Raw genomic sequence first — 23,819 nt, 5'->3', positions numbered from 1 at the left:
GCGAGTCGGGAGGGGGACGCCCCCGGTGCGGCGGGGCGGCCCTTGCACGGGGGCACTGGCCTTGGCCGCGCCAGTGCCACGTGCTACGAATCAAACTGGGCCAGTGTCAATCTGCCAGAGGAAGCCGTGCCATGGCCTGGGCAAAGGCCAGGTGGTTGCCGTCCGGATCCCTCACCAGGATCACGCGCACCTTCTTGCTGTTCGAGCGCTGGGCGGTGTCCACGCCCATGCGTTCCAGTTGCTCGCCCTGCTCGTCGATGTCGTCCACCGCCAGCGTGACCGAGCACCTACCGGCGCGCCTGGGCAGTTCATAGACCTGCAGCCAGCCGCCCTGCGGCAGGGTCCATTCCGCCAGCTCCGGCATGGGCTGCGAATCGGGTCCCCGCTCGAACAGGGCTCCATACCATTGCACCGCGTCGGGCAGGCTGCTGACAGCGACACTGGCAAGGGCGTTCTGGATGGCCATGGAAACTCCTGGGGACGGGCGGTTGGACTGGCTAGGGCCTGCTAACACTAATTTCTGGGTCGCGAAGGCCCTTGCCGGCGTGCCAATCTAGGCGCGTGACGCCGCGTGTGCATGTGCACACGCAAGGAGCGCAACGACGAGTGGCGCGCCGGCAAGAGCCTTCCCTTCGGGTTGCCCGGCCTGGGGGCCGTCTGCGGCGTTGCCCGCGCTTGCAAGGTGCACACCTTGCTGCGCGCGGGCGTCTTGCACCCAGCCCCCAGGCCGGGCAACGCGATCCCTGAAATTAGTGTTAACAGGCCCTAGGTATATCTGCGGCGTGGGTGAAAGGCTGTAGGACAGCACCCTAGCGCAAAGCCCTCCCGCGACCAAGGCGAAAATGGCGGGCATGACCCTCCACGTACACACCACCCCCACGACCGCCGCGCTGTCCACCCACGACACGACCCGCATCGACGACACCCGCATCAAGGCCGTGCGCCCGCTGATCACCCCGGCCCTGCTGCAGGAATGGCAGCCAGCGCCCGAGGCCGCGCAGACGCTGGTGGAGTCCAGCCGTGCCGCGATCTCGCGCGTGCTGCACGGGCAGGACGACCGCCTCATCGTGGTGGTGGGGCCATGCTCCATCCACGACCACGGCCAGGCCATGGAGTACGCACGCGCGCTCAAGGCACAGGCCGATGCGCTGGCGGGCGACCTGCTGGTGGTGATGCGCGTGTACTTCGAGAAGCCGCGCACCACCGTGGGCTGGAAGGGCTACATCAACGACCCGCACCTCGACGGCAGCTTCGCCATCAACGAGGGGCTGGAGATGGCGCGTGCGCTGCTGCTCGACGTGCTGGCGCTGGGCCTGCCCGTGGGCACGGAGTTCCTGGACCTCCTGAGCCCGCAGTTCATCAGCGACCTGGTGAGCTGGGGTGCGATCGGCGCACGCACGACCGAAAGCCAGAGCCACCGCCAGCTGGCCAGCGGCCTGTCGTGCCCGGTGGGGTTCAAGAACGGCACCGACGGCGGCGTGAAGGTGGCCAGCGACGCCATCCAGGCCGCCCAGGCGGCGCACGCCTTCATGGGCATGACCAAGATGGGCCAGGCCGCGATCTTCGAGACGCGCGGCAACAACGACTGCCACGTGATCCTGCGCGGCGGCAAACAGCCCAACTACAGTGCCGCCGACGTGGAAGCCGCCTGCGCCATGCTGCAGTCGGCCGGCCTGCGCCCGCAGGTGATGATCGACGTCTCGCACGCCAACAGCAGCAAGCAGCACCAGCGCCAGATCACCGTGGCCGAGGACGTGGCGCGGCAGATCGCAGCGGGCGACGCGCGCATCACCGGCCTGATGGTCGAGAGCCACCTGCAGGAAGGCCGCCAGGACATCGTGCCCGGCCAGGCGCTGGCGCACGGCGTGTCGGTCACGGACGCCTGCATCAGCCTGGCGCAGACGGTGCCCGTGCTGCAGGGTCTGGCCGACGCCGTGCGCGCACGGCGAGCGTTGAAGGGCTGATTCAGGACCGGGGCGGCCGGGCCGCGCTGCCGTCCACATTGTGGGCGGTGGCCAGCAGCGTGGCGCACAGGGTTTCGTCGCCCGACTCCGCCACCGCATAGACGTCCGCCGCGCAGACCGTCAGCGTGCGCCCGGCATTGACCACGCGGCCCCGGGCGCGCAGGCAGCTGCCCCGCGCGGGGGCCAGCAGTTTCACATGGGCATCGACGGTGGAATTGACCCAGCCGGCCGGCAACGTGCTGCCGGCCGCCGCCACGGCCGCGAAGTCGGCCAGCGCGAAGACCGCCGTGGCCTGCATCTGGCCTGTGCGAAAACACAGGGACTCCTGCATGGGCATCTCCAGGTCCACCCGTCCGGGGGCCACCCGGGTGAAGCGCAGGCCCAGGGTCTGCGCAATGGGCATGGCCAGCACGTGGGCTTGCAACAGATCGGCGGGGGCGGTGGGACTGGGGGTCATGGTGAACTCCGGTGGGATGAAGAGGGGAGGCCGGCGACACGCCTGCGCACGCGTGGCCAGGGCGCCGCAGGGGAGGAAGCGGAAGGCGGAGAAGAAGGGGAAGACGGCGCCCTGGCCTGAAGCCAGGCCATGTGCTCCAGCACCTTCTGGCGCTGTGCCTGCAGCACGGCCGCCTGGTCGGCCAGTTCCTGTGCGCGCTGTTGCAGGGCCTGCACCATGGCGGCGATGGTGAGCCGGCCGCTGCGAAAGTCCGCCAGGTGCTCGGCGATGCGCGGCAGCGCAAAGCCGAGCTGGCGCGACATGGCGATGAAGACCACCTCACGCTCGGAGCCTTCGGCGTAGTCGCGGTAGCCGTTGGGCCGGCGCTCGGGCTGCAGCAGCCCCTGGCTTTCGTAGTGCCGCAGGGCATGCACCGAGACCGAGGTGCGGCGGGCGAGTTCGGAAATCTGCATGCGACGAAGGCTAGCAAGCCTCGTGCTGCACGAAGGTTGCCTGCGCGACTGCCCGGGAGGGCTTCCATGCGGGTTTTGCGGGACCTGTGCGCCCGGCATCCCGGTGTAGGATGGCCCTATTAAGGTTGCAGGGAACCCTTTTTGCGCCTAGAAACGGTGGTTGGGTGCGCCAACAGGCTTGGGCGCCCGGCCCCAGTCCCTTTCCATTTTTCTCTCCACCACCGACTCCGGTCCGGGTTCTTCCCTCCATGCTGGCTACACCGCTCCCTGCAAGAACCTGTCTTCGACAGGTGGATACGCGCGGCCCGGGCAGCACCCGGAGCGCATGACCATGCAGCACCCAGAGCACGCCACCGCTGAGGCTGCGCGGCTCCATGCACTGCAGTCCTACGCCATCCTGGACACCCCGTCCGAGGATGCCTTCGACAAGCTGGCCGTGCTGGCCGCACGCATCTGCCAGACACCCATGGCGGTGGTCAATTTCGTGGACAGCGAGCGCCAGTGGTTCAAGGCGGCTGTGGGCATCCCGTTCCAGGAGACCGACCGCGCCGTCGCGTTCTGCTCCCACGCGCTGCACGGCAGCAAGGAGCCGGTGGTGGTGGACGATGCCAGCGCGCACCCGGTGTTCGCGCACAACCCGCTGGTGACCGGCAGCCCGCACATCCGCTTCTACGCCTGTGTTCCGCTGGTCAATGGCGAAGGTTTTGCCCTGGGCACGCTGGCCGTGCTGGACACCCGCGTGCGCGGCCTGGAGGCCGAGCAGCTCGAAGGCCTCACGGTGCTGGCCGAGCAGGCCATGGTGCAGCTGGAGCTGCGGCGCCAGCAGCGCCTGCTGGCCCAATTGGTGGAGCAGCGCGACCGCATGCACGACGAGCTCGTGGAGCAGGGCGAGACGCTGCGCGTGGCCGGCCGCATCGCCCAGGTGGGCGGCTGGATCGTGGAGCTGCCCAGCATGCGCCTGAGCTGGTCGCAGGAGATTGCCGCCGCCTATGGGCTCACCCGGCGGGTGAGTGCCGTGGGCCAGGTCCAGGGCCTGTACGCACCACCGTACCGCGCCGCCTTGCGCGCCGCCTTCAGGGCCTGCATGCGGCAAGGCACCCCCTTCGACCTGGAGGCCGAGGTCGTCATGCCGGGCGGCCGGCATTTCTGGGTGCGCACTGCCGGCCAGGCGGTGCGGGACGCGCAGGGCCGCATCGTCCGCATCCAGGGGGCCTTCCAGGACATCTCGGCACGCCACGAGGCCGATCTGGCACTGCAGCGCAGCGAAGAGCGCTTCCAGCTCGTCTCTCGCGCCACGGCCGATGCGATCTGGGACTGGAACCTGACCACCGACGCCATGTGGTGGAACGAGGGCATGCAAAGCCTGTTCGGGGTGCCGCTCGGCGAACTGCCGCCGGACAGCACCTCCTGGACGCTGCGCCTGCACCCCGAGGACAGCGAAGCCGTGCTGCGCGGCATCCACGCGGCCATCGACGGGACCGACAGCCACTGGTCGGCCGAGTACCGCTTTCGCCGCCAGGACGGCAGCTATGCCTGGGTGCTGGACCGTGGCTTCCTGATCCGCGACGGCAGCGGGCGCGCGGTGCGCATGGTCGGCGGCATGGCCGACCACAGTGCGCAGAAGGCCGTCGAACTGGAAGCCCAGCGCGACACGCGCAACCATGCCGAGCTACTGCACCTGCAGCAGCGCATCTCCTCGCTGGACATGCCGCTGGCCGACGTGCTGCACATGGTGGCCGAGGCGGTGCAGCGCCAGACCGGCGCGCGCGGCGCCATGGTCGAATTGCTCGAGGGCCGGCACCTGGCGGCCAAGGCCTCGGCCGGCGACATGGTGCGGCCCGAGGGCGACCTGCTGGCGGTGGATGAAAGCGTTCTCTGGCCCTCGCTCCAGCAGGGCCGCACGGTGCTTTGCAACGACACCGAGGGCGAAGGCTGGGACATGCAGTCCATGCTCCACCGCCGTGGCGTGCGCTCGGTGATGGCCGCGCCGCTGCGCGCAGGGGACGCGGTGGTGGGCTCGCTCACGGTCACCTCGGACCAGGCCAATGCCTTTTCGCGGCGCGACGTGGCGCACCTCGAGATCCTGGCCGAATCGCTCGGGGCCATGGTGCAGCTGCGCCACGTGGCCGGGCAGCTGCATGCCTCGGAGCTGCAGTACCGCATGCTGTTCGACGAGCATCCGCAGCCCATGTGGGTGTACGACCGCGCAAGCCTGCGCATGCTGGCCGTGAACCATGCCATGGTGCACCACTACGGCTACAGCGAAAAGGAGCTGCTGCGCATGCGCATGCAGGACCTGTGGCCGGCGCAGTTCCGCGAGGTCGCCGAACGCAAGCTGCGCGCCATCGACCCGCAGCAGCGCAGCCTCCCCAAGGTGCGCCGGCACGTGCGCAAGGACGGCAGCCTGATCGACATGGAACTCACGGCGGGCAACATCGATTTCAACGGCGTGGCGGCGCGCCAGGTGCTGGCCTCCGACGTGACCGAGCGCGTGCGCAACGAGGCCGAACTGGCGCGCATGGGCCGTGCCCAGCGCCTGCTGAGCGCCTGCAACGAAACCCTGGTGCGCGCCACCTCCGAGGCCACGCTGCTGCAGGCCATCTGCAAGATCGCGGTGGACATCGGCGGCTACCGCATGGGCTGGGTGGGCTTTGCGCGCGACGACGAGCGCAAGTCCATCGAACCGGTGGCCCATGCGGGCCACAACGACAACTACCTCGAGACCCTGAAGCTCAGTTGGTCGGAGGACGAGCCCTTTGGGCGCGGGCCCGCCGGCCGCGCCGTGCGCTCGGGCCGGGCCGAGATCGTGCGCGACATCCGCACGGAGCGCTACTTCATGGACTGGACCGCGCGCATGCTGGAGCACGGCTTCCATGCCGTGGTCTGCCTGCCGCTGCGCGACCGCGACAGCACCTTCGGCCTGCTCTACCTGTATGCGCCAGAGGTGCTGCAGATCAGCGCCGAGGAAACCGCGCTGCTGCAGGAGCTGGCCAACGACCTGGCCTTCGGCATCACCAGCCTGCGCACCCAGAAGGCGCAGCAGCGGCTGCAGGCCTCGGTGCTCAAGGTGGCGGCGGCCGTGTCGGCCAGCACCGGCACGGAGTTCTTCGAGCAGCTGGTGCGCAACATGGCCGATGCCCTCGACGCCCAGGGCGGCTGCGTGGTGCGCCTGCTGCCGCACTACCATGACGAGCCACCGCGGGTGAGCACGCTGGCGGCCGTGCTCGATGGCCAGCTGCTGGCCCCCACCGACTACACCCTGGAAGGCACGCCCAGCCTGCAGCTGCTGAACCAGCGCCAGTTCGTGGTGACCGACGGGGTGCAGCAGCTCTACCCCGAGGCGCCCGTGCTGCGCATGGTGCAGGCGCGCGGCTACGCCGGGCAGCAGCTGTGCAACGCCGATGGCGAGGTGGTGGGCCTGGTGTTCGTGCTGTTCCGCCAGGCCATCGCCGACCCGAACTTCATCATCTCCACCCTGCAGATCTTCGCGGCCCGCGCCTCGGCCGAGATCGAGCGCCAGGTGGCCGATGCGCGCATACGCCACCAGGCCTCGCTGCTGGACAAGGCGCAGGACGCGATCATCGTGCGCGACCTGGAGCACCGCATCATCTTCTGGAACCAGAGCGCCGAGCGCCTGTACGGCTGGTCGAAGCTGCAGGTGCTGGGACAGTCGATCGAGACCCTGCTCTACGAGGACGCCACACAGTTCCGCCGCGCCACCGAGGCCACGCTGGAGCATGGGGAGTGGACCGGCGAGATCGTGCAGCAGCACCGCGATGGCAGTGCCATCGACGTGGAAGGCCGCTGGACCCTGGTGCGCGGCGACAACGGCCAACCCCATTCCATCCTGGCCATCAACACCGACATCCGCCAGCGCAAGGCCACCGAGCGCGAGATCCAGCGCCTGGCGTTCTACGATCCGCTGACCGGGCTGCCCAACCGCATGCTGCTGATGGACCGCATGCACCAGGCGCTGGCCAGCGCCCGGCGCCACCAGCGCGGCGGGGCACTGCTGTTCATCGACCTGGACAACTTCAAGACCCTGAACGACACCCTGGGCCATGACCAGGGCGACATGCTGCTGCAGCAGGTAGCCCAGCGCCTGAACACCTGCGTGCGCGCCGTGGACACGGTGGCGCGCCTGGGCGGCGACGAGTTCGTGGTGATGCTCGAGGAGCTGAGCTCCCTGCCCGATGAACTGGTGCTGCATGCGCGTTCGGTGGGCGAGAAGATCCTGGCCACGCTGGCGCTGCCCTATGCGCTGGCGGGCTACCAGTACCGCAGCACGCCGAGCATCGGCGTAGCCCCCTTCACGGGTGGGCAGGCCAGCGTGGGCGAGCTGCTCAAGCAGGCCGATCTGGCCATGTACCAGGCCAAGACGGCGGGCCGCAACACCCTGCGCTTCTTCAACCCGCAGATGCAGGCGGTGGTGACCGAACGCGCCTCGCTGGAGACCGACCTGCGCTCGGCCCTGGCGCAGGAAGAGTTCCTGCTGCATTTCCAGCCCCAGGTGCGCCAGTCGGGCCTGGTGGTGGGGGTGGAGGCGCTGCTGCGCTGGGCCCACCCGCAGCGCGGCATGGTCTCGCCGGCGCAGTTCATCCCGCTGGCCGAGGAAACCGGCCTGATCCTGCCGCTGGGCCGCTGGGTGCTGCACACCGCCTGCAAGCTCCTGGCCAGCTGGCAGGACGACCCGGCCCTGAGCCACCTGACCGTGGCCGTCAACGTGAGCTCGCGCCAGTTCCGCCATGCGAGCTTCGTCGACGACGTGGCCCGGGTGCTGGCCATCACCGGGGCGCCCTCGGGTCTGCTCAAGCTGGAGCTGACCGAGAGCCTGCTGGTCGAAGACATGGAAACCACCATCGCCACCATGACCGCCCTGCGCTCCTACGGGGTGGGCTTCTCGCTGGACGACTTCGGCACCGGCTACTCGAGCCTGAGCTACCTGAAGCGCATGCCGCTGGACCAGCTCAAGATCGACCAGAGCTTCGTGCGCGACCTGCTGACCGACCCCAACGATGCCGCCATCGTGGACACCATCATCGGGCTGTCGCGCAGCCTGGGCCTGGAAGTCATCGCCGAGGGCGTGGAAACCGCCGAGCAGCGCGAGCTGCTGGCCCGCGCAGGCTGCCAGCTCTACCAGGGCTACCTTTTCAGCCGACCCCTCTCCGTGGACGTCCTGGAGGCCTTCCTGCGCAGTCCTGGGTAGGAAGCCCTCCTGAGTCGCTTCGCGCCTTCCCCCGGAGGGGGACGCCCCCAGCGCGGGGCACCGGCTTCGGTAGCGCCGGTTTTTAAGGGCATGTCCCGAGTGGAGTGCAGAGAGTGCTGCCGCTTTTGCTTCTGAACCCCGTTTGACTCACGACAAAGGACCGCGGAGGGACGACCGGATGTTGTTCTCTGTCTTCTTCTTAAAGTCTTTATAAATACATAGTCGTAGTAGTAGAGCCGGGGTACTTGTGTGGACAAGTGCCAATTTCCCAGTCCTGGCAAGCACTTGCGTCGCGCCAAACCCTGTGCGCGGCACGCGGTTCCCGCTGTAGCGCCAACGGGGACAACCCTCGGAAACGGCACTTCGCTGTGGACAACCGGGTGGTTGTGCCAGCAATTCCCCCAAAGTTATGCACAAGGACCTGCCCGTGCCGGGAGAAGTTGCCGCACCGAGGGACTTTTCCCCCCAGGGTTCGGCCTTGTGCAGTCCATCCCCTCCCTTTTCGGCCATCTGCGGACCTGGACGTGGCTGCCGGGCCACCGGATCCACCGGCAAGGCCCCTGGAAGCCCTCCAGGCCCCTGCGGTGCCCCCGACCTGCCACACGGGCTTGCCAGGTGCAAGCAAGGCTCCTCAGCGGGCTGCAAAGGACACGGCAGCCGCTCCCTGCCTGCAGGCAGGCACCAGGCGGCCGCAGCTGCCCTGGCATCAGCCGCCTGCGAGAGGTGCCAGGACGGTCGAACGGCCCTGCCTTGGGTTTTGCTTGTTATTCTTTGATAGCTCTATAAATCAATAGCAGTAGTAGTAGAGCATGGGCTGTTGTGTGGACAAGACCGTTTTTCCCAATGCTGGCGCGCACTTGCGTGGCTTCAAACCCTGTGGCGCGAAGGGGGTGAACTTTGCGCGTGGATGACAACAACTTTCGGCCACGGCAAGGTTCTGTGGATAACCAATGGGTTGTTCGGGAATAGTACCCATGGTTATCCACAGACGGGACCGGGAACCCGGCCACAAAAAACCCGCCGAGGTGGCGGGTGCGTTGGGCGCAGCGCCGGGCCGGCTCAGAAGTGGTAGCCGTAGCGCAGCTGTGCGAAGTTCTCGCCCGGGTTGGGTTTCTTCAAGCCGGCGTTGGAGACATGCTGCACGCGCAGCACGATGTCGTGCTGGCGCTGCTCGCCCAGGCTCACGCCCAGGCCCAGGTGGGAGGCGAAGTTGGCACGGGTGCTGAAGGTGCGTTCGGGCGTGACATAGCGCTTGTCGGCCACCGTGAGGCCGATGCCGCCTTCCCAGAACCAGGCCGAGCGGCCCTCGTCCATGCGCAGGCGCAGGGTGGGGGTGACGCCGATCAGCGTGGTGTGCGCGCGCCCGCCCGCCACACCATCGAAGGTCCAGCGGCTGGCATAGACATCCCAGTAGCCCGTGAGCTGACCGCCCCACAGCGGGCGTTGCCAGTCCTTCCAGGGCAGGGTGCCGCCGAGGGTGATGGCGTCCGTGCCGCGCCGGGCCTCGGAGCCCTGCAGGTAAATGGAAGGGGACGCCTGCGCGCCCTGTGCCAGGGCTGCCCGGGGCAGGGCTGCCAGGGTGCCCAGGGCCAGGAGCACAGAGAGTGAAGCCGCGTGGAAGAGTTTGTTGTTCATGGTTTTTGTTCCGTGGGAATGAACCCCACATCGGTATGTAAGTGAGTGTAGAAATGCCTCCTGTCGCACCTTTGTAGGCCGCCATCCCGCCTTGTTGGCAGAAAAAAAGAAAGGGGCCCGTTCGGGCCCCTCTAGGTGTGCGCCTGGCGCCTGCTTACTTCTGCGGTGCTGGCGCTGCTGTGGCACCGGCGGGCTTGTCGCCGTGACCGCGGTGGCCATGGGGGCCATGCTTGCCATGGCCAGGGCCGCCGTGCGGGCCCATGCGGTGGGCGCGGGCATCGAAGGTCTTTTGCTGCTCGGGCGTCAGCACGGCATAGAAGGCCTTGGTGGCTTCGCCGCGGCGGTCGGCCTCGGCGGCGTGCTGGGCGCGCAGGGCCCGCATGCGGTCGATGCGTTCGGGGGTGGTGAGCTTGTCCAGCTCCTTGCGGTCCAGGCGGGCATGGCCTTCGCCCTGTTGCAGGGAGGCGGTGAAGCTGTTCCAGGCCGGCTCCTGGTTGGGGGTCAGCTTGAGCTGCTCCTTGAGCGCGGCGGCGCGCTGGGCCTTGTGGGCCTGGTGGCGCTCGCGGTGTTCGCCCGGGCCCTTGCGGGCATCGGGGGCGGCAGCCGCACCCACGGCGGGTGGGTTGGTGGGGGTGGGCTGGGCCAGCACCGGCAGGGCCAGGGCGGCGAGGACGGCGGCGGCGAGGGTGTGGCGGGACAGGAAGGCCATGGCGAGAATCCTTTCAGAGGGAGGAAGGGCCCCGGAACGGTGGTTCCAGCGGTTGACTGCAGTGTCTGCCCGCCATGTATCGCCCGCATGCATGTTGTTTGTCCCAGTGTAAAGTTGTGACAAGAAGATCGTCTTTGCCTGCGGGGCGCTGCAGCTATCAAAAGCAGAGCAGAGGCCGGGATTTTCCCTGTCTTGCACTCCAGCCCGGTACGCAAGGGGCGCCGACCACCGACAATGGAGGGTTCCGTGCCAGCGCCGCAGGCGTGCATGGCACCGGTGGACAGCTTCGTCCGGTAACCAGAGGGTTTTTCGTGTTCAAGAACATGATCGTGTACCGCATTGCTCCGCAATGGCAGGTGGAATTGACGCAGGTGGAAGAGGCGCTGGCCAAGGCCCCCTTCATGGAGTGCGGCGCGACGCAGGAAAAGTCGCTGGGCTGGGTGCCACCGCGCGGTGACGAGCATGGCGCCATGGTCGAATCGGTGGGGGGGCAGTGGATCCTGCGCTTCATGGTCGAGTCCAAGGTGCTGCCCGGCTCGGTGCTCAACCGCCGCGTGAAGGAAAAGGCCGAGCGCATCGAGAAGGAAACCGGGCGCAAGCCGGGCAAGAAGGAAAGCAAGGAGCTCAAGGAAGAGGCCAAGCTCGACCTGTTGCCCATGGCCTTCACCAAGCAGGGCTCGATGTGGGTGTGGATCGACAGGGAGGCGCGCACCATCGTGTTCGACACCTCCAGCCAGGGCCGGGCCGACGAAGTGGTGTCGCTGCTGGTCGAATACCTGCCGGGCCTGTCGGTCTCGCTGCTGTACACCGAGACCAGCCCGCAGGCGGCCATGTCGCACTGGCTGAGCACGCAGGAGCCGCCCGTGGGCTTCACCGTGGACCGCGAATGCGAGCTCAAGAGCGTCGACGAGGCCAAGGCCGTGGTGCGCTATTCGCGCCACCCCCTGGACATCGAGGAGGTGCAGGCCCACATCGCCGCCGGCAAGCTGCCGACCAAGCTGGCGCTGACCTGGGACGACCGCGTCTCGCTGATGCTGACCGAGGGCCTGCAGATCAAGAAGGTGTCCTTCCTGGACACCGTGTTCGAAGGCACCAAGGCCGATGACGGCGGCTTCGACACCGACGTGGCGATCGCCACGGGCGAGCTGTCCAAGCTGATCCCCGACCTCATCGAAGCGCTGGGCGGCGAGTCCGATGGCATCGGGGCCAGCGCTGTCGCGCAGGCCATTCCTGCCAGCAGCGGCCCCTCGGGTCCGGGCCCGGCCGCCGCTGCGCCCGTGGCGCCGCGGGGCAAGGACGTGGCGGGGCGGGCCATCACCGGGCCGGCGACAGCACCGGCGGACACCGACCCGGATTCGGCGCCGTTCTGAGCGGGACGGGCGCGGCGCTGACGGGCATGGACATTCCCTGCGGTCGATGAAAGCCATTCCGCCCATCCACCTGGTGCTGGCCTTCGATGCGGTGGCGCGGCTGTGCAGCTTCAGCAAGGCGGCCGAGGAACTGCACCTGTCGCACAGCACGGTGAGCCACCGCATCCGCGAGCTCGAGCGGCTGCTCTCGCGGCCGCTGTTCGTGCGCAGCACGCGCGCCGTGGCGCTCACGGCCGAGGGCGCGCACCTGCACCAGCAACTCAAGGAGCCGCTGCTGCGCTTGCAGCAGATCTTCGGCGCGGGCGATGCGGGCCAGTTGCCCGTGGTGCGCATCAGCGCCTTGCCCTCGTTCGCCCGCTGGCGCCTGGTGCCGGCCCTGTCGCGCCTGGGTGCCCAGCCGCCGGCGTGGGGCGTGGAGATCCATCCCTCCATCGACACGGTGGACCTGGAGCGGGGCGATGCCGACATTGCCGTGCGCTTTGCGCGCACCCGCCCTGTGGCCCACCACTGCGAAAAGCTCATGGACGACGAGTGGTTCCCGGTGGCGGCGCCGGCCTACCTGGAGCGCCTGGGCGTGCCGGCGGGCACGGCCGCGTTCCGCAAGGCGGTGCTGCTCTCGCACACGCGCCAACCCTGGCAGCCCTGGCTGGACAAGGCGGGCATCCGGGTTGCCGCAGCGCGCCAGCAGGGCATGGCATTCACGGACACGGGCTTCGTGCTCGACGCGGCGCTGGGCCTGCAGGGCATTGCGCTGGGCCGGCGCTCGCTGGTGCTGGACCTGCTGGCCAGCGGCGCGCTGGTGCGCCTGGGCGAGGTGGCCTTGCCCGCGGAGCAGTCGTACTACCTGCTGGCGTCGGAGCGCATGGCCATCACGCCGCAGGGGCAGCAGGTGATGGCGTGGATCCGAAGCCTGGCGCCCCCGGAGCGCATCAGTTCCAGAGCGTGAGCACGATGCCGGCCAGCACGCCGGCGATGGCCAGTGACTTCTGGGCGATGAAGCGCTCGCGCAGGAACAGGGCCCCGAGCCCGAAGACCATGACCAGGTTGGTGCGGCGCAGCACGGAGATCACCGAAATCATCGCCCCCTCGGTCTGCACGGCAGCGAGGTAGAGGTACTCTGCCGCCACATAGGCCAGTGCGATCGCAGGCACGGCCCAATGCCGTGTGAACAGGCCGCGCAGCGAGAGGCGCGGCCACACCCAGGGCAGCAGGGCCAGCGCGATCAGGCTGCGCTGCAGCGCCGACCAGGCCTGGACGGCCGCCAGGTCCAGCCGCAGCCCGGCGAGGATGTGCTTGTCGTACAGCGCGTTGGCCGAGGACAGCAGCGTGGCGGCCAGCATGCACAGCACCCAGCCGTCGCGGTGGAAGCGGATCCCTTCCTTGCCGCCGATGCGCGAGAACAGGGCGTAGGACAGCATGGACACCGCCAGGCCCAGCCACTGCCACCAGGTGAGTTGCTCGCCCAGCAGCACGATGGCACCGGCCGCCGTCCACAGCGGGCCCGACGCGCGCACGCCGGCCGAGATCGACAGCGGCAGTGCCTTGACCGCGTAGTACGACAGCACCCAGGTGGCCACCATCATCAGCGACTTGGGCAGCACCAGCGCCTGTTCGCGCCAGCCCAGGGGAGCGGGGTACAGGCCCCAGGGCTGCAGCGCGGGCGACGCCGCAGGCGGCACCAGCAGCAATGGCAGCCACAGCAGCGCACCCAGCACCGAGGTCAGCAGCACCACCTCGAGCACACCCCTGTCGCGCAGCGCGAGCTTGGTGAGAAAGTCGTAGGTGCCCAGTACCAGGCCGGCGAAGAGACCCAGGGCGACCCAGGTCATGGAGCACCCCACGGGGCGGGAGAAGACAAGGCGGAGAAACGCAGCACGGGATGTTGTCCAGCAAGGAGGAGGAAGAAGTCCCCCAGCGTAGAAACATGGCGGCGCCGATTGATGGCCAATGGCCATGCATTGCTGCGCCGTGTTCAGCAATGCGCCCGGCAGCAGGCGCCTGCGCGGATCACACCCGTTCGAAGACCGCCGCAATCCCCTGGCCGCCGCCGATGCACATGGTCACCAGCGCATAGCGCCCGCCCGTGCGGTGCAGCTCGGCGATGGCCTTGGTGGTGATGATGGCGCCGGTGGCACCCACGGGGTGGCCAAGCGAGATGCCCGAGCCGTTGGGGTTGACCCGGGCGGGGTCCAGGCCCAGCTCCTGGACCACCGCGCAGGCCTGGGCGGCGAAGGCCTCGTTGGCCTCGATCACGTCCATGTCCTGCACGCTGAGGCCGGTGCGCTGCATGACCTTCTGCGTCGCCGGTACGGGGCCGATGCCCATGTAGGCCGGCTCCACGCCTGCATGGGCGTAGCCGACCAGGCGGGCCAGGGGTGTGAGGCCCAGGGCCGAGGCGCGTGCACCCGAGGCCAGCACTACGGCGGCGGCGCCGTCGTTGATGCCCGAGGCATTGCCGGCGGTGACCAGGCCGTCCTTCTTGAACGCGGGCTTCATGCCGGCCAGCACCGCGAGCGTGGTGCTGCCGCGCACATGTTCGTCGGTGTCGAAGACCACCGTGCCCTTGCGCGTGGTGATCTCCACCGGCACGATCTGCTCGCGGAAGTAGCCCGCCGCGATGGCGTGGGCCGCGCGCTGCTGGCTCTGCACGGCGAGCTGGTCCTGCGCTTCGCGGCCGATGCGGTAGCGCTCGGCCACGTTCTCGGCGGTGATGCCCATGTGCATCTTCTGCCACGGGTCGTGCAGGATGCCGAGCATGTAGTCGATGCTCTTGGCGTCGCCCATGCGCGCACCGTAGCGCGCGGCGGTGTCGAAGTAGGGGCCGCGGCTCATGGATTCGCTGCCGCCGCCGATGGCGATGTCGCAATCCCCATAGCCGATGGCCTGGGCCGCCGAGATGATGGCCTGCAGCCCCGAGCCGCACAGGCGGTTGACGTTGAAGGCCGGTGTCGATGGGGCAGCCGGCGTCGATGGCGGCCACGCGCGCGAGGTAGGCGTCCTTGGTGTCGGTGGGAATCACGTTGCCCATCACCACATGGCCGATGGCATCGGCCGGCAGGCCGCTGCGCGCGATGGCGGCCTTCACGGCGGTGGTGGCCAGCTCGGTGTTGGGCACGTCCTTGAGGCTGCCGCCGAAGGTGCCGATGGCGGTGCGGGCGGTGGAGATCACATAGACGTCTTGCAGGCTGCTCATGGGGAATTTTCTGGAGAAGGAAGGGAAGAATCAGCGCCCGCTGAACTGGGCGGGCCGGCGTGCGTAGAAGGCGGCTATGCCCTCGCGGAAGTCTTCGGTGGCGGCGCAGTGGGCGAAGGCCTGCTGCTCGGCAGCCAGCTGTTCGGGCTGGCTGCGCGTGAGCGATTCGCGCATGAGGCGCTTCATCGCGCCGTAGGCCACGGTGGGGCCGGCGGCCAGGCGCTGGGCCAGGGCCGCGGTGGCGGCATCGAGTTCGGCTGCGGGGACCACGCGGTTCACGAGGCAAAGGCGCAGTGCATCCTCGGCCGTGAAGGCCTCCCCGAGCAGCGCGATCTCCAGCGCGTTGCGCAGGCCCACCATGCGCGGCAGCGCCCAGGAGGCACCCACGTCGCAACTGGTGCCCAGGTTGATGTAGGCCAGGTTCAGGCGCGTGCCCTCGGCCATGAGCACATAGTCGGCCTGCAGCAGCATGGACAGGCCGGCGCCCGCGGCCGCGCCATGCACCTGGGCGATCACGGGCGCATCGATCTGCGCCAGCAGGGCCAGGCCGGCGTGCAGCGGTCCGAGCAGGTCCATCGCGCCCTGCACCGGGTTGGCGCGCAGGGTGGCCAGGTCGCCACCGGCCATGAAGCCCTTGCCGGCGCCGCGCAGCACCACCACGCGCACGCCGGGGTCCTGCGCGATGGCCTGCACGGCCGCGAGGAAGGCCTGTGCCATGGGCACGTCGACGGCATTGAGCGCCGCAGGCCGGTTGAAGCACAGCGTGGCAATGGCGCCCTGGCGCTCGTGCAGCAGGGCAGGAGGCGCGGCCTCGGTGGCGTCGGTCATGGCAGGGGTTCCTCAGCGGTAGAGCGCTTCGATCTCGGCGGCGTAGGTCTTGTAGATGCTGGAGCGGCGCACCTTCATGGTGGCGGTGACTTCGCCGTCGTCGTGGTCCAGCTCCTTGGTGAGCAGGTGGAACTGGCGGATCTGCGAGACCTGGGCCAGGCGCTCGTTGCCGCGGCGGATCTCGGTGTCGATGAGCTCGCGCACCTCGGGTGCCTCCACCAGCGAACGGAAATGCGTGAACGCCAGGCGCCGGGCCTCGGCCCACTTGCCCACGGTCTCGTAGTCGATCATCACCAGCGCACCGACGAACTTGCGGCCCTCGGCGACGATGATGCATTCCTTGATGAAGGGGCTGCCCTTCATGGTGTTCTCGATCTCCGAGGGCGTGAGGTTCTTGCCGCCGGCGGTGATCATGATGTCCTTGAGCCGGTCCACGATCTTGATCTGGCCCTGCTCCTCGCGCACCACGTCGCCGGTGTGCAGCCAGCCGTCGACGATGCTGGTGGCGGTGGCCTCGGGGTTCTTGTAATAGCCCGCGAACACCATGTCGCCGCGCAGCTGCAGCTCGCCGTTGTCGGCAATGCGGTGCTCCACGCCCAGGATGGGAACACCCACGGTGCCGACCACCACTTGGTCCAGCCGGTGGCCCGTGACCATGCCGGTGGATTCGGTCAGGCCGTAGACCTCCACCAGCGGCAGGCCGAGCACGCGAAAGAAGCGCACCACGTCGGGCGGAATGGGCGCGGCCCCGGTGAGGGCCACGCGCGCCTCGCGCAGGCCGATGAAGTTCTGCAGCGCGCGCAGCACCAGCCAGTAGCTGGCGGCGAAGGCCATGCGCTCGCCCAGGCTCCAGGCGCTGCGCGGCTTCTCGGCCAGGGGCTGGCAGGCGGCCATGGCGCGGTGGAACAGCCGGCGGCGCAGGCCCCCGGTCTCCTGCAGCTTGATGTGGATGGCGGCGTGCATCTTCTCCCAGATGCGTGGCACGCCGAGGAACATGGTGGGTGCCACCTCGCGCAGGTCTTCCTGCACGGTGCGGATCGACTCGCCGAAGTTCACCTGTGAACCGATGTACACCGGCACGAAGCTGGTGAGCATCTGCTCGGCCACATGGCACAGCGGCAGGTAGGACAGGTGCGTGGTGGCCGCGTCGAGCTGCAGCCGATCGACGATGCCGGGCACCACGCCGCGGATGTTGCGGTAGCTGATCATCGCGCCCTTGGGCTTGCCGGTGGAGCCCGAGGTGTAGATCATCAGGCCCACGTCGTCGAGCGTCTGGCGCGCGAGCGCCTCGTCCACCAGCGCCTGCGACCCCGCTGCGGCACCCAGCGCCTCGACCTCGGCAAAGGTGGCGATCAGCGCGCGCACCTCGGGCGCGAAGCTGCGCAGGCCCTTGGTCTCGATGACGATGATCTTTTTCAGGCGCGGCAGATCGGGCAGGGCGGCGAGCAGCTTGTCGGTCTGCTCCTGGTCCTCGCAGACCATGACCTCGATATCGGCATGGCCGACCACGTAGGCCACCTCGTTGCTGGGGCTGGTGGGGTAGACCCCCACGGTGACTGCGCCGACCAGGCCCGCACCCATTTGCGCGAGCACCCATTCGATGCGGTTCTCCGAGATCACGCCCACATGGCCGCCGGCCGGCAGGCCGAGCGCGCGCAGGCCCAGGCCGAAGTGGCAGGCGCGCTCGTGGTAGCGGGCCCAGGTGAAGGGCTTCCAGATGCCGAAGTCCTTTTGCCGGATGGCCACGCGGCCCGGTTCGGCCCGCGCGCGCTCGCGCAGCATCTGGGGCAGGGTGAGTTCGGGGAGGTTCATGACAGCCATCTCTTGCGGCGCTTGTAGTGCTTGATGTCCTTGAAGCTCTTCGCTTCGCCACCACCACCCATGCCCAGGTAGAACTCGCGCACGTCGGGGTCGTTGGCCAGGCGCTCGGCCGAGCCGTCGATCACGATCTTGCCGTTCTCCATGATGTAGCCCTGGTGGGCCACGGCCAGGGCCACGGTGGCGTTCTGCTCCACCAGCAGCATGGAGGTGCCGCGCTCGGCGTTGATGCGCGCGATGATGGTGAAGATGTCTTCCACCAGCTTGGGCGACAGGCCCAGCGAGGGCTCGTCGAGCAGGATCAGCTGGGGCTGGGCGATGAGCGCGCGGCCGATGGCCAGCATCTGCTGCTCGCCACCCGAGAGGTACCCGGCCAGGCCCTTGCGGCGCTCGTGCAGGCGCGGAAAGTAGCTGTAGACGCTGTCGAAGTCGGGCCTGGCATCGGCGCGGCCGGTGAGCGCATAGGTCGCGGCCACCAGGTTCTCTTCGACCGTGAGGTCCTCGAACACGCGGCGGCCCTCCATCACGTGCGAGAGGCCGCTGCGCACCAGCTGCTGCGGCGCCAGGCCCGCGGTGGGCTGGCCGTTGAAGCGGATGCTGCCCGATTCGACCGTGCCGTCTTCGAGCGCCAGCAGGCCCGAGATGGCCTTGAGCGTGGTGGACTTGCCCGCGCCGTTGCTGCCCAGCAATGCCACGATCTGGCCGCGCGGCACGGCCAGCGACAGGCCGCGCAGGGCCTGCACGACCTTGTTGTAGATGACCTCGATGTTGTTGACTTCGAGGACGAACTCAGGAGCGTGCGGCATCACGGTCTTGGCGGCTGGGAAGGAGCACTGCGAACCGCGCCGCACCCGGCGCATGCCGTGGGCGCTGCTCTGCCAGCGCACCCGTGGAACCGGCTTTGCCGGGCCTCGGGGTGCGTCCCCCTGAAGGGGGAAGGCGCGAAGCGACTCAGGGGGGGTGTCAGGAACATCAGAGCTTGATCCAGTCGGAAGCGGCGACCATCTTCTGCGCCTTCATGTCCGCGCGGTACACGCGCCCCACGGGGATGGAGTTGCCGCTGATGGTGATCGGCACGCCGATCAGGCCACCGGTGTCGAAGTCCTTGATGCTGTTGAGCGCGGCCTTGAGGTTCTTGCCGTCGAGCGGCTTGCCCGCATCCAGGCAGCGCTTGGCCGATTCGGTGAACAGCATGGCGGCGAGAAAGCCCTGGATGTAGGCCGTGCTCTGGTACTCGGGGCGCAGCGCGCGGATCTTCTCCAGCATGGGCGCCTTCTCGGTGTCGTAGTAGTAGCGGTAGGGCATCACACCCATGAAGCCGTCGGCGGCCTCGCCCATCTTCATCACGGTGGAGCTGTCCATGGTCCAGAAGGTGCCCATCCACTTGCTGGTCATGCCCTGCTGTTTGCCCTGGGTGATGAACTCGGGGATGGGCGCCAGGATGTAGCCGTGGAAGATGGTGTAGTCGGGCGCGGCACGGCGCAGCTTGATGACCTCGCCCGAGACGTCCACGCTGCCCGCAGGCGTCATGATCTTGACGGGCACCGACAGGCCGAGCGCCTTGGCCGCGGCCTCGCTCTTGTCGATGGGGTCGCGGCCGAACTCGGAGTCCGAGTACACGAAGGCCACCTTGGCGCCGGGCTTCTCCTTGGCGATGTGCTTGAGCAGGATGCCGAACATCTCGGTGTAGTCGGGTCCCACGAGGAACTGGTTCGGGTACTTGGCGGGGTCGTTGAGTTCGGACGCGAAGGAGGCGCCGGCCATCAGGGTGGTGCCGGCACGGTCGAGCTCGGGGTTGATGGTCTTGGAAAAGCCCGTGGAGTCGCCGTAGTAGAGGTTCACCTTGTTCTGGCTGGTGATCTTCTTGTACGCGGCGACCGAAACGTCGACCTTGTAGCCCGTGTCCTCGGGCACGTACCTGAGCTTGCGGCCCTTGATGCCGCCCGCGTCGTTGACCATCTTCACGTAGTCGCCGATGCCGGCGTTGATGCCCACGCCCGCAAACGCGAACACGCCGGTGAGCGGGATGGAGCCGCCGATCACGATGTCTTCGCCGCTGGCCTGCGCGGTGGCGGTGAGCGGCGCGGCGAGCGTGGCGCCCGCGGCGAGCAGCAGGGAGCGGCGGCGCTGTGACATGGGGGATGCGTGGGTGGTGGTGGGCATGGTGCTTGTCTCCTTCATGGTTTTATGGGCTGTGGCGGCTCTCTCAATTGCGGAACGGCCACAGATGGAAAAAGCGGCGAATGCGCCGCCACACTTCTGCGAGCCCCTGTGGCTCGAACACCAGAAATCCGATGATCAGCAGGCCGAAGACCACGGTGCGCACCGGCGAGAGAAACACCGTGAGCTCGTTGCCGCCGGGCAGCAGGGCGACCACCAGCTTGAGCAGCTCGGGCACCATGGTCATGAACACCGCGCCCAGGATGCCGCCCAGGATGGAGCCCATGCCGCCGACGATGATGGCCGCCAGGAAGAAGATGGACATGAGCAGCGGAAAGCTCTCGGGCGTGACCACGCGAAAGAAGTACGCCCACAGGCCGCCGGCCACGCCCGCGTAGAACGAGGACAGGCCGAACGACAGCAGCTTGTAGCGCAGCAGGGGGATGCCCAGCACCTCGGCCGAGATGTCGCGGTCGCGGATGGCGATGAAGGCGCGGCCCACGCGCGTGCGAAACAGGTTGGCCGCGCCCAGCAGCATGAGCACGGTGACCGGCACGATCACCCAGTACAGGCGGAACGAGGTGTCGAGCGGCAGGCCGAAGAGTTTGGCCGGCGGCACGCTCAGGCCGCCGGTGCCGCCCGTGAACTTCCAGTTGGCGAAGATGAAGTGCGCAATGAACGATGCGGCGATGGTGGCGATGGCCAGGTACAGGCCCTTGACGCGCAGCGAGGGAATGCCCACGACGATGCCGCCCAGCATGGCGACGAAGCCGCCGGCCAGCAGGTTGAGCATGAAGGGCGTGCCCACGCGCGTCTCCAGCACGGCCACGGTGTAGGCCCCCAGGCCCATGAAGGCGGCCTGCCCCAGGCTCACGAGGCCGGTGTAGCCGGTGAGGATGTTGAGCCCCGTGGCGCTGGCCACGTTGATGCTGACCAGGCAGGCCAGGTAGAGCCAGTAGTCGCTGGCCATGAAGGGGAAGAGCAGCAGCAGCGCAGAGGCCACGGCGAGCCAGACCTTCTGCGTGCGCGAGTCGAACAGCGCCGCGTCGGCGACGTAGCTTTCCTTGAGGGTTCCGATGCGCATGGCGTGCCTTAGAGACGTTCTATTTCGTGCGTGCCGAACAGGCCGTACGGCCGCACCAGCAGCACGGCCACGAGCACGATGAAGGTGGCCAAGAGCTTGTATTCGCCGCCCAGGTAGGCGCCCGCCAATGCTTCGACCAGGCCGATGAGCAGGCCGCCCAGGAGCGCGCCGAGCACGCTGTCGAGCCCGCCCACGATGACCACCACCAGCACCGAGAGGCCGAACACGCCCATGCTCGACGAGATGCCGCCGATGGAGCCGACGATGATCCCGGAGACCGCGGCGATCATGGCCGAGGCCACCCAGGCCAGCGAGAACACGCGCGGCACGTTGATGCCCACCGAGTAGGCGGCGGCCTGGTCGCTGGCCGTGGCGCGCAGGGCCACGCCGCCGCGCCAGAAGCGGAACACCAGCAGCACGGCGGCGATGAAGGCCACGGCGATCATGGCGCCCCAGAACACCTTGGGCGCAAGGAAGGCTTCGCCGATCATGATGGGCTTGGTGGGCATGAACTCGGGCAGGCGGCGCTGGTCGGCGGTCCAGATCATCTCCACCAGGCCCACGAGCACCGAGGCCAGGCCCACGGTGACCATGAAGACGGAGATCGGCGGCTCGCCCAGCAGTGGGCGGATCATGGTGCGCTCGATCACCGCGCCCAGGAGGCCCGAGCCGAGCACCGCCGCGGGGATGGCCAGCCACAGCGGCAGCGCGAAGGTGGCGGCAAAGGTGAAGAACAGGTAGGCGCCGACCATGAGCAGCTCGCCGATGGCAATGTTCACCACGTGCGTGGCCTTGTAGACCATCACGAAGGCCAGCGCCGCGAGCGCGTACAGGCCGCCGCCGGCAATGCCGGTGAGGCTGATCTCGAACAGGTAGGCCCAGTCCATCATGCGCTGGCCCCTTGCTGCGGTGTGGCGGCTGCTGCCTGGAACCGGGCGCGCAGGTCGCCCACGTTGCCCGCGCCCAGGTAGGCGCGGATTACCTCGGGGTTGGCCTGCACCTCCCCCGGCGTGCCCTGGGCGATGACCTGGCCGAAGTTGAGCACCACCACGTGGTCCGACAGGTCCATGACCATGCCCATGTCGTGCTCGACCATGAGCACGGTGACACCCCATTCGGCGCGCACGTCGAGGATGAAGCGCGCCATGTCCTCGGTCTCCTCGCGGTTCATGCCGGCCACGGGCTCGTCGAGCATCAGCACCTCGGGCTGCATGGCCAGGGCGCGGGCCATCTCCACGCGCTTTTGCAGGCCGTAGGGCAGGGCCGAGACGGGCGCGTGGCGGATGTGGTCGATCTCCAGGAAGTCGATGATGCGCTCCTCGATGTCGGCTCGCAGGGCGGCCTCTTCGCGGCGCGCGCGGCCCACGTAGAACAGTGCGTCGAGCACGTTGGTTTTCAGGTGCGCGTGGCGGCCGAGCTTGATGTTGTCGAGCACCGTCATGCCGCGGAACAGTGCGATGTTCTGGAAGCTGCGCCCCAGCCCCAGCCGGGCGCGCTGCGGTGCCGGCACGCGCGTGATGTCCTGGCCACGGAAGCGGATGGCGCCGCTGCCCGGGCGGTAGAAGCCCGAGATGGTGTTGAACAGCGAGGTCTTGCCCGCACCGTTGGGCCCGATCACGGCGGTGATGGAGCCGGCCTGCACGCCGAAGCCCACGCCGGTGAGCGCCTTGACCCCGCCGAAGGCCAGCGTGACGCCATCGACCTGCAGCAGGGGCGGTGCGCTGGCGGGGGGAATGCCGGGTGGGTGTGTCTCCATTGGCTTTCTAATGCGGGTTTGTGCTGACCAGAAAATGCCTGCGGACCTGCAGAAATTTCCTACTTGTGCGTAAACTGTTTACTCGCGAGTAGATTCTGGAAGGCCCCGCGCCAAACCAGCATCCGTACTTTCCCGAGGAAACCGCCTGCCATGCCCAGCCCCACCGTGTCGCCCCCCCGCAGTGCCGAGCGCCCGCCTGCGTCGCCCTGGGCGCCCGCGTCCCACCGCGAACAGCAGCGCGAGGCCAAGCGCAATGCCGTGCTGCAGGCCGCCGCGCAGCTGTTCAACGAACGCGGCTTTCACGCCACCTCGCTCGACGACATCGCCGCGCGGCTGAACGTGACCAAGCCCACGCTGTACTACTACGTGAAGAACAAGGACGAGATCCTGCTGCAGTGCGTGACCAAGGGCCTGGAAATGATGCTCGAGGGCATCGCCGCCTCGCGCGCGGCCGGCGGCAAGGCCATCGACCAGCTCATGACCTGCATGCAGGTGTATGCGCGCATCGTCACCATGGATTTCGGCAAGTGCCTGATCCGCGTGGGTGACGAGCAGCTGCCGCCCGAGAGCCGTGCCGAGCTGCGCCGCCACAAGTCCGCCATCGACCGGGAGTTCCGCCGCCTGGTGGCCGAGGGCGTGGCGGAGGGCTCGCTGCAGCCCTGCGACCCGAAGATGACGGCCTTCGTGATCGCCGGGGCGCTCAGCTGGATCGGCCGCTGGTACCAGCCTGGCGGCGAGTACACGGCCGAGCAGGTGGCCGAACAGTGCATCGAGACCCTCTGCCAGGGGGTGCTGCGGCGCACCGATGGGGCCGTGGTGGCCAAGGCGCCTGCCAAGCGGGTGCGCAAGGCGGCTGCCGCACCCGCTGCGCGCAAGCGCGCCTAGTGCCTGGGGGGAGCCGGCTCCCCCGCCAGGTCGTCAAGGATCGGGCAGTCCGGCCGGTCGTCCCCATGGCAGCACGAGACCAGCGTCTGCAGGCTGCGCTGCATGGCCTGCATGGCGGCGATGCGCTCGCCCAGGTCGGCGATGTGCTCCTGGGCGATGCGCTTGACCTGGCTGCTGGCGCGGCTGCGGTCCTGCCACAGGGCGAGCAGGCCGGCGATCTCGTCCATCGAAAAGCCCAGGTCGCGCGCGCGGCGGATGAAGCGCAGGCCGTGCACGTCGGACTCGGTGTACTGGCGGTAGCC

General features: G+C 68.5%; 19 protein-coding genes and 1 pseudogene. 5 read left to right on the top strand and 15 right to left on the bottom strand.

Annotated features, from left to right (window positions below; translation table 11 throughout):
* Window positions 1-106 precede the first annotated feature (106 nt).
* Entirely contained in the window at window positions 107-466 is a 360-nt protein-coding gene (locus tag PMI14_RS31630; protein WP_007861553.1) for a VOC family protein, read from the bottom strand.
* Between the two features lie 376 nt (window positions 467-842).
* On the opposite strand from PMI14_RS31630, the gene PMI14_RS31625 reads away from it, so the two are divergent.
* Complete coding sequence (locus tag PMI14_RS31625; protein WP_007861552.1) at window positions 843-1,964, top strand: 3-deoxy-7-phosphoheptulonate synthase; 1,122 nt, start codon at window positions 843-845, stop codon at window positions 1,962-1,964.
* 1 nt (window position 1,965) lies between these two features.
* Here PMI14_RS31625 and PMI14_RS31620 read toward each other — a convergent pair whose 3' ends face one another.
* Window positions 1,966-2,421 (bottom strand): PaaI family thioesterase, encoded by a 456-nt coding sequence (locus tag PMI14_RS31620; protein WP_007861551.1) that lies wholly within the window; start codon window positions 2,419-2,421, stop codon window positions 1,966-1,968.
* The gene (locus PMI14_RS31615; RefSeq protein ID WP_007861550.1) at window positions 2,418-2,873 is read right to left on the bottom strand and encodes a MerR family DNA-binding transcriptional regulator; all 456 of its coding nucleotides are present in this window, start codon (window positions 2,871-2,873) and stop codon (window positions 2,418-2,420) included. Before PMI14_RS31615 ends, PMI14_RS31620 begins: the two co-directional genes overlap by 4 nt.
* Window positions 2,874-3,204: 331 nt before the next feature.
* Between PMI14_RS31615 and PMI14_RS31610 the strand changes: the two genes are divergently transcribed.
* Complete coding sequence (locus tag PMI14_RS31610) at window positions 3,205-8,079, top strand: EAL domain-containing protein (protein ID WP_007861549.1); 4,875 nt, start codon at window positions 3,205-3,207, stop codon at window positions 8,077-8,079.
* Between the two features lie 1,059 nt (window positions 8,080-9,138).
* Here PMI14_RS31610 and PMI14_RS31605 read toward each other — a convergent pair.
* Together PMI14_RS31605 and PMI14_RS31600 are read right to left on the bottom strand one after the other, a co-directional pair.
* On the bottom strand, window positions 9,139-9,714 hold the full coding sequence (locus PMI14_RS31605; protein ID WP_007861548.1) for an acyloxyacyl hydrolase: 576 nt from the start codon (window positions 9,712-9,714) through the stop codon (window positions 9,139-9,141).
* Window positions 9,715-9,868: 154 nt separating this feature from the next.
* Window positions 9,869-10,423, bottom strand: a complete 555-nt coding sequence (locus PMI14_RS31600) for a Spy/CpxP family protein refolding chaperone (protein WP_007861547.1) — start codon at window positions 10,421-10,423, stop codon at window positions 9,869-9,871.
* A 311-nt stretch (window positions 10,424-10,734) separates the two neighbouring features.
* On the opposite strand from PMI14_RS31600, the gene PMI14_RS31595 reads away from it, so the two are divergent.
* Together PMI14_RS31595 and PMI14_RS31590 are read left to right on the top strand one after the other, a co-directional pair.
* Window positions 10,735-11,793 (top strand): recombination-associated protein RdgC, encoded by a 1,059-nt coding sequence (locus PMI14_RS31595; RefSeq protein WP_035206397.1) that lies wholly within the window; start codon window positions 10,735-10,737, stop codon window positions 11,791-11,793.
* 46 nt (window positions 11,794-11,839) lie between these two features.
* On the top strand, window positions 11,840-12,739 hold the full coding sequence (locus tag PMI14_RS31590; protein WP_007861545.1) for a LysR substrate-binding domain-containing protein: 900 nt from the start codon (window positions 11,840-11,842) through the stop codon (window positions 12,737-12,739).
* On the opposite strand, the gene PMI14_RS31585 is transcribed toward PMI14_RS31590, so the two are convergent.
* From PMI14_RS31585 to PMI14_RS31545, 9 genes and pseudogenes are all read right to left on the bottom strand, one after another.
* On the bottom strand, window positions 12,723-13,622 hold the full coding sequence (locus tag PMI14_RS31585) for a DMT family transporter (protein ID WP_007861544.1): 900 nt from the start codon (window positions 13,620-13,622) through the stop codon (window positions 12,723-12,725). The genes PMI14_RS31590 and PMI14_RS31585 overlap by 17 nt on opposite strands.
* 178 nt (window positions 13,623-13,800) lie before the next feature.
* Window positions 13,801-14,986 (bottom strand): annotated as a pseudogene (locus PMI14_RS31580) (acetyl-CoA C-acyltransferase family protein).
* A gap of 30 nt (window positions 14,987-15,016) precedes the next feature.
* Window positions 15,017-15,814 carry an enoyl-CoA hydratase/isomerase family protein gene (locus tag PMI14_RS31575; RefSeq protein ID WP_007861542.1) on the bottom strand — a complete coding sequence of 266 codons (798 nt, stop codon included), beginning with the start codon at window positions 15,812-15,814 and terminating at the stop codon, window positions 15,017-15,019.
* Between the two features lie 12 nt (window positions 15,815-15,826).
* Window positions 15,827-17,626, bottom strand: coding sequence for a long-chain fatty acid--CoA ligase (locus tag PMI14_RS31570; RefSeq protein WP_007861541.1), 1,800 nt, complete (start codon window positions 17,624-17,626; stop codon window positions 15,827-15,829).
* A complete protein-coding gene (locus PMI14_RS31565; protein ID WP_035206398.1) occupies window positions 17,623-18,438 on the bottom strand; it encodes an ABC transporter ATP-binding protein in 816 nt (271 codons plus the stop codon). Before PMI14_RS31565 ends, PMI14_RS31570 begins: the two co-directional genes overlap by 4 nt.
* A 166-nt stretch (window positions 18,439-18,604) precedes the next feature.
* Window positions 18,605-19,795: an ABC transporter substrate-binding protein gene (locus PMI14_RS31560; protein ID WP_007861539.1), complete on the bottom strand. Its 1,191-nt coding sequence runs from the start codon at window positions 19,793-19,795 to the stop codon at window positions 18,605-18,607.
* 43 nt (window positions 19,796-19,838) lie between these two features.
* On the bottom strand, window positions 19,839-20,876 hold the full coding sequence (locus PMI14_RS31555; RefSeq protein ID WP_007861538.1) for a branched-chain amino acid ABC transporter permease: 1,038 nt from the start codon (window positions 20,874-20,876) through the stop codon (window positions 19,839-19,841).
* Window positions 20,877-20,884: 8 nt separating this feature from the next.
* A complete protein-coding gene (locus PMI14_RS31550; RefSeq protein ID WP_007861537.1) occupies window positions 20,885-21,766 on the bottom strand; it encodes a branched-chain amino acid ABC transporter permease in 882 nt (293 codons plus the stop codon).
* On the bottom strand, window positions 21,763-22,632 hold the full coding sequence (locus PMI14_RS31545; RefSeq protein ID WP_007861536.1) for an ABC transporter ATP-binding protein: 870 nt from the start codon (window positions 22,630-22,632) through the stop codon (window positions 21,763-21,765). The genes PMI14_RS31550 and PMI14_RS31545 overlap by 4 nt, the downstream gene beginning before the upstream one ends.
* 150 nt (window positions 22,633-22,782) lie before the next feature.
* Here PMI14_RS31545 and PMI14_RS31540 point away from each other — a divergent pair, with 150 nt between their 5' ends.
* On the top strand, window positions 22,783-23,517 hold the full coding sequence (locus tag PMI14_RS31540; RefSeq protein ID WP_007861535.1) for a TetR/AcrR family transcriptional regulator: 735 nt from the start codon (window positions 22,783-22,785) through the stop codon (window positions 23,515-23,517).
* Here the strand turns inward: PMI14_RS31540 and PMI14_RS31535 are convergent.
* Window positions 23,514-23,819: MerR family DNA-binding protein (locus tag PMI14_RS31535; protein ID WP_007861534.1), on the bottom strand; the 306-nt coding region annotated here is incomplete at its 5' end. The genes PMI14_RS31540 and PMI14_RS31535 overlap by 4 nt on opposite strands.

Origin of the sequence: Acidovorax sp. CF316 (genome assembly GCF_000276605.1) — a bacterium.
GTDB lineage: Bacteria > Pseudomonadota > Gammaproteobacteria > Burkholderiales > Burkholderiaceae_C > Acidovorax.
This window is presented reverse-complemented; position numbering and strand designations above follow the sequence as displayed.

What these genes read in the sequence shown, in the direction of transcription:
- PMI14_RS31630 (WP_007861553.1), bottom strand. Translation starts at nt 466, where the DNA reads ATGGCCATCCAGAACGCCCTTGCCAGTGTCGCTGTCAGCAGCCTGCCC.
- PMI14_RS31625 (WP_007861552.1), top strand. Translation starts at nt 843, where the DNA reads ATGGCGGGCATGACCCTCCACGTACACACCACCCCCACGACCGCCGCG.
- PMI14_RS31620 (WP_007861551.1), bottom strand. Translation starts at nt 2,421, where the DNA reads ATGACCCCCAGTCCCACCGCCCCCGCCGATCTGTTGCAAGCCCACGTG.
- PMI14_RS31615 (WP_007861550.1), bottom strand. Translation starts at nt 2,873, where the DNA reads ATGCAGATTTCCGAACTCGCCCGCCGCACCTCGGTCTCGGTGCATGCC.
- PMI14_RS31610 (WP_007861549.1), top strand. Translation starts at nt 3,205, where the DNA reads ATGCAGCACCCAGAGCACGCCACCGCTGAGGCTGCGCGGCTCCATGCA.
- PMI14_RS31605 (WP_007861548.1), bottom strand. Translation starts at nt 9,714, where the DNA reads ATGAACAACAAACTCTTCCACGCGGCTTCACTCTCTGTGCTCCTGGCC.
- PMI14_RS31600 (WP_007861547.1), bottom strand. Translation starts at nt 10,423, where the DNA reads ATGGCCTTCCTGTCCCGCCACACCCTCGCCGCCGCCGTCCTCGCCGCC.
- PMI14_RS31590 (WP_007861545.1), top strand. Translation starts at nt 11,840, where the DNA reads ATGAAAGCCATTCCGCCCATCCACCTGGTGCTGGCCTTCGATGCGGTG.
- PMI14_RS31585 (WP_007861544.1), bottom strand. Translation starts at nt 13,622, where the DNA reads ATGACCTGGGTCGCCCTGGGTCTCTTCGCCGGCCTGGTACTGGGCACC.
- PMI14_RS31575 (WP_007861542.1), bottom strand. Translation starts at nt 15,814, where the DNA reads ATGACCGACGCCACCGAGGCCGCGCCTCCTGCCCTGCTGCACGAGCGC.
- PMI14_RS31570 (WP_007861541.1), bottom strand. Translation starts at nt 17,626, where the DNA reads ATGAACCTCCCCGAACTCACCCTGCCCCAGATGCTGCGCGAGCGCGCG.
- PMI14_RS31565 (WP_035206398.1), bottom strand. Translation starts at nt 18,438, where the DNA reads ATGCCGCACGCTCCTGAGTTCGTCCTCGAAGTCAACAACATCGAGGTC.
- PMI14_RS31560 (WP_007861539.1), bottom strand. Translation starts at nt 19,795, where the DNA reads ATGCCCACCACCACCCACGCATCCCCCATGTCACAGCGCCGCCGCTCC.
- PMI14_RS31555 (WP_007861538.1), bottom strand. Translation starts at nt 20,876, where the DNA reads ATGCGCATCGGAACCCTCAAGGAAAGCTACGTCGCCGACGCGGCGCTG.
- PMI14_RS31550 (WP_007861537.1), bottom strand. Translation starts at nt 21,766, where the DNA reads ATGATGGACTGGGCCTACCTGTTCGAGATCAGCCTCACCGGCATTGCC.
- PMI14_RS31545 (WP_007861536.1), bottom strand. Translation starts at nt 22,632, where the DNA reads ATGGAGACACACCCACCCGGCATTCCCCCCGCCAGCGCACCGCCCCTG.
- PMI14_RS31540 (WP_007861535.1), top strand. Translation starts at nt 22,783, where the DNA reads ATGCCCAGCCCCACCGTGTCGCCCCCCCGCAGTGCCGAGCGCCCGCCT.